This window comes from Gluconobacter aidae (assembly GCF_009547075.1).
Lineage (GTDB): Bacteria > Pseudomonadota > Alphaproteobacteria > Acetobacterales > Acetobacteraceae > Gluconobacter > Gluconobacter aidae.
This window is the reverse complement of sequence record NZ_WIPH01000060.1, coordinates 1-6520: the sequence shown is the minus strand read 5'-3', so window position 1 is coordinate 6520 and position 6520 is coordinate 1. Positions and strand designations below refer to the sequence as shown.

At 57.4% G+C, this 6520-nt stretch carries 10 protein-coding genes; 4 read left to right on the top strand and 6 right to left on the bottom strand.

Annotated features, from left to right (window positions below):
* On the top strand, nucleotides 1-1036 hold a 1036-nt coding region (locus GFJ39_RS13215; protein ID WP_153431849.1), incomplete at its 5' end, for a transposase.
* 517 nt (nucleotides 1037-1553) lie between these two features.
* On the opposite strand, the gene GFJ39_RS14555 is transcribed toward GFJ39_RS13215, so the two are convergent.
* The gene (locus GFJ39_RS14555) at nucleotides 1554-1652 is read right to left on the bottom strand and encodes a YXWGXW repeat-containing protein (RefSeq protein ID WP_218777465.1); all 99 of its coding nucleotides are present in this window, start codon (nucleotides 1650-1652) and stop codon (nucleotides 1554-1556) included.
* A 160-nt stretch (nucleotides 1653-1812) separates the two neighbouring features.
* Here GFJ39_RS14555 and GFJ39_RS14345 point away from each other — a divergent pair, with 160 nt between their 5' ends.
* Both GFJ39_RS14345 and GFJ39_RS13195 read left to right on the top strand, forming a co-directional pair.
* Nucleotides 1813-1974, top strand: coding sequence for a hypothetical protein (locus GFJ39_RS14345; RefSeq protein ID WP_228391962.1), 162 nt, complete (start codon nucleotides 1813-1815; stop codon nucleotides 1972-1974).
* 151 nt (nucleotides 1975-2125) lie between these two features.
* Nucleotides 2126-2608 carry an Hsp20 family protein gene (locus GFJ39_RS13195; protein ID WP_062454423.1) on the top strand — a complete coding sequence of 161 codons (483 nt, stop codon included), beginning with the start codon at nucleotides 2126-2128 and terminating at the stop codon, nucleotides 2606-2608.
* Between the two features lie 465 nt (nucleotides 2609-3073).
* Here GFJ39_RS13195 and GFJ39_RS13190 read toward each other — a convergent pair whose 3' ends face one another.
* Entirely contained in the window at nucleotides 3074-3631 is a 558-nt protein-coding gene (locus GFJ39_RS13190) for a phosphate-starvation-inducible PsiE family protein (RefSeq protein ID WP_062454419.1), read from the bottom strand.
* Nucleotides 3632-3712: 81 nt separating this feature from the next.
* On the opposite strand from GFJ39_RS13190, the gene GFJ39_RS13185 reads away from it, so the two are divergent.
* Nucleotides 3713-3904, top strand: coding sequence for a hypothetical protein (locus GFJ39_RS13185; protein WP_062454417.1), 192 nt, complete (start codon nucleotides 3713-3715; stop codon nucleotides 3902-3904).
* A gap of 45 nt (nucleotides 3905-3949) precedes the next feature.
* Here GFJ39_RS13185 and GFJ39_RS13180 read toward each other — a convergent pair whose 3' ends face one another.
* The 4 genes from GFJ39_RS13180 to GFJ39_RS13165 form a co-directional block, all read right to left on the bottom strand.
* Nucleotides 3950-4327: a hypothetical protein gene (locus GFJ39_RS13180; protein ID WP_153431847.1), complete on the bottom strand. Its 378-nt coding sequence runs from the start codon at nucleotides 4325-4327 to the stop codon at nucleotides 3950-3952.
* Nucleotides 4324-4674, bottom strand: coding sequence for a hypothetical protein (locus GFJ39_RS14340; RefSeq protein ID WP_228391961.1), 351 nt, complete (start codon nucleotides 4672-4674; stop codon nucleotides 4324-4326). The genes GFJ39_RS13180 and GFJ39_RS14340 overlap by 4 nt, the downstream gene beginning before the upstream one ends.
* Nucleotides 4675-5032: 358 nt before the next feature.
* Complete coding sequence (locus tag GFJ39_RS13170) at nucleotides 5033-5302, bottom strand: hypothetical protein (protein WP_062454411.1); 270 nt, start codon at nucleotides 5300-5302, stop codon at nucleotides 5033-5035.
* 399 nt (nucleotides 5303-5701) lie between these two features.
* Complete coding sequence (locus GFJ39_RS13165) at nucleotides 5702-6268, bottom strand: hypothetical protein (protein WP_062454409.1); 567 nt, start codon at nucleotides 6266-6268, stop codon at nucleotides 5702-5704.
* Between the last annotated feature and the right edge of the window lie 252 nt (nucleotides 6269-6520).

The window sequence follows — 6520 nt, the reverse complement described above, 5'->3', positions numbered from 1 at the left end:
GAAGCAGCCGGGTTTCTTTGACGTTGAAGAGCGACTTGCTCGATTGAGCGGGCTTGGTGATCAGCTCGAAGCATTTTCCCGGACTGTGGATTTTGAAGTGTTCCGTCCTGACCTGGAGCAGGCTCTGGCCTATTCAGACGGAAGCAAGGGCGGGCGACCGCCGTTCGATCCAGTGTTGATGTTCAAAATCCTGGTGATCCAGACGCTGAACAATCTGTCCGATGAACGGACGGAGTATCTGATCAACGATCGCCTGTCGTTCATGCGCTTCCTTGGCCTGGGGCTTTCAGATCGGGTGCCTGATGCCAAAACACTCTGGCTGTTCCGTGAACGCCTGACGCAGGCGGGAGCGATCGAGGGTCTGTTCAATCGCTTTGATACAACCCTGCGCAGTGCTGGTTATCTGCCGATGTCGGGTCAGATCCTGGATGCAACGCTGGTGGCTGCTCCAAAGCAGCGCAACACGAACGCCGAGAAAGCCGATCTCCGGGCAGGCCGTATTCCCGAAGACTGGCAGGACAAGCGGGCAAAGCTGTCGCACAAGGATCGTCATGCGCGCTGGACGCTGAAGTTCACGAAGGCGAAGCGGCAGGATGACGGGACGATCCCGTCAACGGATCTCGCCATCCCGTTCTTTGGCTATAAATGGAAAGCGACAGATGCCGCCGCCAGTGACGGTGCCAGACTACGCGAGGGCTTGCTGGATAAAACCAATACGGCCTCAAGCGTCTGGGCCGATACCGCGTATCGCTCGAAAGCCAACGAAGACTTCATGGAAAAGCAGGGCTTTGTCTCAAAGGTCCAGAGGAAAAAGCCGCATCTCAAGCCCATGCCCCGCCACATCCAGCGGTCCAACGCAGGGAAGTCGGTGATCCGGTCGCGTGTCGAGCATGTCTTTGCCGATCAGAAATCGCAGACGGGGATCTTCATTTGGACTGTCGGTATCACCCGGGCCACCATGAGGATCGGACTGGCCAATATTGTCTACAACATGCGCCGCTTCCTCTTCCTCGAGAGGTTGAACGCGAGCGCGTAGCCAGCTAGCCAGAGACAGCCCCTGATCTGCTCAAAACGCAGACCGAAAACGACCTCAAGAACCGTCAATCAAATCGCCAAAAACCAGAAATTACTCGCCAAGGCATATCAACAAACAGTTCTTCGATCCCTCCATCTCAAACCGATGCCCCTGCATATCCAGAGATCCAACGCAGGAAAGTCGGTGATCCGATCCCGCGTTGAGCACGTCTTTGCCGATCAGAAGTCACAGACAGGATTGTTCATCCGGACCGTCGGCATCACCCGAGCCACCATGAGGATCGGGCTCGCCAATATCGTGTCTACAACATGCGCCGCTTCCTCTTCCTCGAAAGATTGAACGCGAGCGCATAGCTATCCAACGGGGGACAGCCCCTGATCTGCTCAAAACGCCGATCAAAAGCAACCCCAAAGAACCGTCAATCAATACGTCAAAAACCAGAAATTACGGGCCAAGGCATATCAATAAACGGCTTTTCGATTTCTCCGATTTTCAAATCCGCCAATTGGACGTCATTTCAACGCCGCCACCGACCTCTTCGCCAGATGTAGCCGCGCGGAGTCCAGAACCAGCGGCCCGGCTCCCAGACATAGCCTCGGCGTGGCAAGGGCACCATTTCGTAGGGTGGCACCGGTGGTGGGGGGCGAATGATCGTGACGGGAGGTGGTGCAATCACGACAGGCGGAGGTGGCGGCCCGACCACGACTGGTGGTCGAACGACAACTGGTGGTCCAGCATAAATCCACGGCCTGGCCTCCGCCGGAGCCGCACTCAGCATGGTCGCGGCGAAAGCCACGGCCAGCAACTTCCATCTGACGCTATCAGGCATTGTCCTGCTCCAGTCTGAACACGCGATGATGCTTTATAGCACGATGCTCGTGAAATGGGCATCGGTCCGTCTCACTCGCGAAGACGCGCAGGTAATGAAGACGCGATAGAGGGCGCCAAAACCTGCCTTTTTGCATTTTTGATGCCTCTTGACACCATGCGCGGAGTTCCCAGATTGAACTTGCCGGCCGCCGAAGGGGCCGGCAGACAGAACTATCAGTTTTGATCTTGTGTCCATGTTGCTCAAAGGAGGATATGGCTATGAGAGCCACCGTTGATTTTTCCCCCCTGTTCCGTTCGAGCGTGGGTTTTGACAGAATGCTTAATGCCCTTGATCTCGCCGGTCGGATTCCGACGGTCGATAACTGGCCACCTTACGATATCATCAAGACCGGTGAGGATGATTACCGGATCGACATGGCGGTTGCCGGACTTGCCGAGAACGACCTTACGATCACACAGGAGCGCAATACTCTTGTCGTGACAGGACGAAAGGCACCGGAGCCGCAAAGTGCCGCCGAATATCTCCATCGAGGTATTGCGGGCAGAGAATTCGAACGCCGCTTCGATCTGGCCGAGCATATGAAAGTCACCGATGCGCACTTCGAGAACGGACTTCTGTCCATTACCCTGAAACGTGAGATACCCGAAGCGATGAAGCCGCGTCGTATCGCGATTACGTCCTCTACAATACGTGCGGAAGAAGCCGTGCCCCAGATCGAGGCGCGGAAAGAGGCAGCCTGATGGCGTGACGAAACCTCTCCCCCGGCCATTCCTCCGGCCGTGGGAGAGTCTCGAAAGGTCATAAGCATGAAGAGGATGAAAATATTTCTGTCGTGCGCTGCTCTGGGCTTGTCTCTACTGAGCCAGTCGGACGTACATGCTGCTGATCTTGCCCAGGCGGCTGCAACATCGTTCGATGCGAGGGCGACTGAGGGAACGTCCACAATCCCCAAAACCAGGGCTCGCACTCATTACGAAGACGGCACAGGTGATATGCTGGTCGACAGCTTGAACTCAAGCCAGTTGGATCAGAACTACAAGGGGCCGGTCTATTATCCCGGACAACCCATTCCGCCGTTCCGGCCCATCGACACAGATCATCTGGCACAGTCAGGGCCAGAGACGGCGAAGAAGACGTCCTCATCGCACGGGACGTAGTGGGGATTGAGTAAAGGCGGCGTTATAGACCGCCTTTACCTCGATTCTTCAGGATGAAGACCATTCAGGCTCACAGCGGGCCGCAGGATTATCTTCGAGATGCGCCTGTTCCCTGGCATCGCGCGCTACACGTGCATCCTGCTCACGAACCAGCCAGTAGACGATGCCCAGAGCCAGAACAGCCGCCGAGAGAGCGAACAGTTCCATGGCAGTCACATCACGCAGATCCAGCAGGATGAATTTGCGGGCAATCGCCAGGAGGGCAATCAGGACGATGGTCCGCACCCGGATGACGTTCTCATGCTGGGCAAGAACGACCAGCAGGGAGTGTTTGAACTCAAGAGCGATGATAACAGTAAAGATCGCGCCAAAAATCGCCTGGAAGATCGTCTGGTTGATCGGATCGATTCCGACATCGACGACCAGATGCCATACCGCGCCGATCAGATGAATCGTCGCGATGACGGTTACCAGCATGATGAGCGCAATCAGGGTCAGAATGATCGCCTGTTCAAAACGCTCGTAGAATGTCAGGCCCCCGAACAGTTTGATGAGGCGGGACCAGTCCCTGCTCTGCCAGGAATGTTTCATGGAGAGGTCTTCCATAGCCGTTTTCCCATCTATTAATTGCGTTATAGTTCCCACGTCCTGGGTCTGGTTTTTCTTTTAGCGATGGAGAATGTCCCCATGCAGGACACGTTACGGATCATGGACGCTCACCGCCCGTTCGAACCGCCTCCGCTTCCTTCTCGCGAGAAGGAGCGCCCGCATCCAGCGCGTGCACCTGACGAAGAGGAGCCACCAATCGATCCGGACAAGGAAGAACTGGTCGAACCGCTTGATCCTTCGGATGTGGATGCGAACCCCCATGCGGATTGAATCAGTCTCCGGAAGGGCTCGTGGCCCTTCCGGCGCGCATCCGGGTCAGAGCCGGTGCCAGCGTGGCAGACGACAGGACAATGTTCTGGCATGATCTCGCACGGCCTTTGGCAAGGCCGATGTCAGCTGGTTTTCGAGGGCTCCCAACGACCAGCCCAGGGCCTTGGCCATGTGCGTGCGGTCAGCGACAGGCAGGAGTTTTCGGACCACGGCGACGGTCGTTGATTCCGGGTCTGACGCGGTTCTCCAGCGAGAAACCCGATCATAAATCCGGTGGTCAGCCGCCCGACGCATGAGGCCGTCGTATCCGCAGTCTTTTCCCTCGTCGCAGAGATAGTAGGCAAGCAGGACCGCCGGTTCTGTGCTGATCTGAACGGTCGAAAGCGACATAATTCTGTTCGGCCTGTCCGCGTGAAGAGTCATGGTGCAGTCCTCAGGTTGGTCCGCGTGTTGCCCGATGTTAGAGCCGTCGCATCCAGAGGGCTGACGCTCAAGCCAGAAACAGTGGCGGTGACATCGACATGCACGGACCCGAACAGATGCAGGAGGGCGCCCTGAGGCGTATAGGCACCCTTGATGGCTGCCGAGGTCCGGCCGTCCATAAGGGGCGGGTCGACAAGGACCGGGCACCCGGTCTGCCGGCCCAACATCTCGATGGCGCGGTCCAGTGGCATGGATGGAATGTTCACCGGCTGCTTTTCTGTCTCGCACGACAGCATATCCTGCGGCGCATGAGCTGATGTCGGCGATGCTATTCCGACCAGCAGCATGAGGACGAGACCGATAGCGACGTGTGGTCTCTCCCTCTGCCGAAGGCGCCGAGGTTGCTTGGCCGTCTGTTCCGCTTGCTCTGTCGCTCCTGCGGAGTGTGACCAAACTGGCCGCATTGTCCCCGGTGAACGGGGCACGGGGGGATGGTTATTCCAATAGTCCTGAAGTGCCTTCAGGTTGAGAAAATGGATAAAACTCGACATCTCCCTGTTCTCGCTGCTTTTGACGTCATCTTCAGAAACGCGGGACCTCCGATGGAAGGCCCCGCTCCACCCTCTCATTCGTGCGGCCGTTCCAAGGAAGACGGCATTTCCGCTCGGAGAAGGCGTTTCTGCTCTACCCGGCGCGGTCAGTGCCTTACGCGGCGACCGAAACTGGCGGTGCGGCTCTTGCCCGTAGGGAGAGACGGAACGCGAGATCAGAAGCCAGGGGATCACAGCCGGCAGGGGCGACCGCGCCCGCCTGGACCAGACGTTCCAGCGTGGCGCGAAGTCTGATCCCCGGTGTACCGGTATGGGCCACCAGAGACGTCAGCGTCACGCCACGTCCGTCATGACCGAGGCGGCGGAGCACGGAGAGGGCACGCGGAGCGAGCGGATCGTCTCCGAAAAAGGGGCGCGTTACCATGATACGCCTCCCTCCAGTCGGTTGCGCCATCTCCGGGCGGCTGTGCGCAGGGAGCGGCGATAGCGGGAATAAAGTCCTTTCAGTGTCGACATCCACATCCTCCGATTAAAGCAACATGGACTTCAGTTGTCTGGCTCACAGAGCCTATGCCGGACCCGATGGCGTCCAGCGAAAGCAAGATTGGAAGAGATGCTTGCCTCGTCAAGAGGGCACGAAATGCAGATTCTTTTTCATGAATAATTTTATTACTTGTATTTGTGTTTATTTTCTGTGGCGCGGTTGCGGGCAGAAATTACATGGGTTTTGTTAATTTTCGCTAACCGTCATGGCGATAATCGCAGAAAATCAATATATTTTCCTTCTATGATGGTGGCCCGGGTTTTCCGGCCACCACCTGTCTTAGAGAGCGCTTCCAGTGCGTCCGTTTGTCGGGACTTCCGTCCGCGTCTCGACGGCGGGCGTCAGAGCCGTGGAACCAGTCTTTTGATCTCCGGGATCGTCAACTGCCATCGGCGCGGGGAGCGTCGCACAGGACTTGCTTCCGGTCCGTGACACATGAACGATTGGCGCCGCCTGACCGTTTGATGCGATCGTGATCGTCTGCGTACAGGCGGTGGGTCCACCTGTGCTGACCGCCTCGAAACGCTGCCAAAACATGCTCTGTTTCGGGAGGTCATGACCAACAGCCGGAACGGCGCGCAGGACGCCGTCCAGCCGCGAGCCCAATGTCCGATCGACCGCCTCCATGAGAGCCATATTGCGTGCCATCATGCGATCAACGGCCTCGAACATGTCGATATCAGGCATTGCCGCTGTCGTCGCGATGCCCTGGACCAGGATACCGACCTGGTGTCCGCGCGCGTCAACGACGCGCAACGCATCCTGAGCCTGTGCAGGTAGGGCAGCCACGCTGCAAGCCAGTGTAGCAACAAAGGCGCGTGCCTGAAGCATACGAGAAAAATGCATTTTGGAATCCTCCGTGTCTGTTAAGCAGTGTCGGACGACGGCACAAATATGGGCTGGGTAAATAGCGCTAGCAAGAGGTCGAGGAAGCAGGCGTCAGTCCGTGATTTCAAGCTGTGCCAGATCGGCAATCCGTTCCGGTTCGGTCGGTTCCCATCCCAATGCCTACCGGGTCAGGACGCTAGAGGCGACCATGTCGAAGAGAGGTGGCCCCCATTTTTCGGACAGGGCAATAAGCTCTCATGACCGTCATTA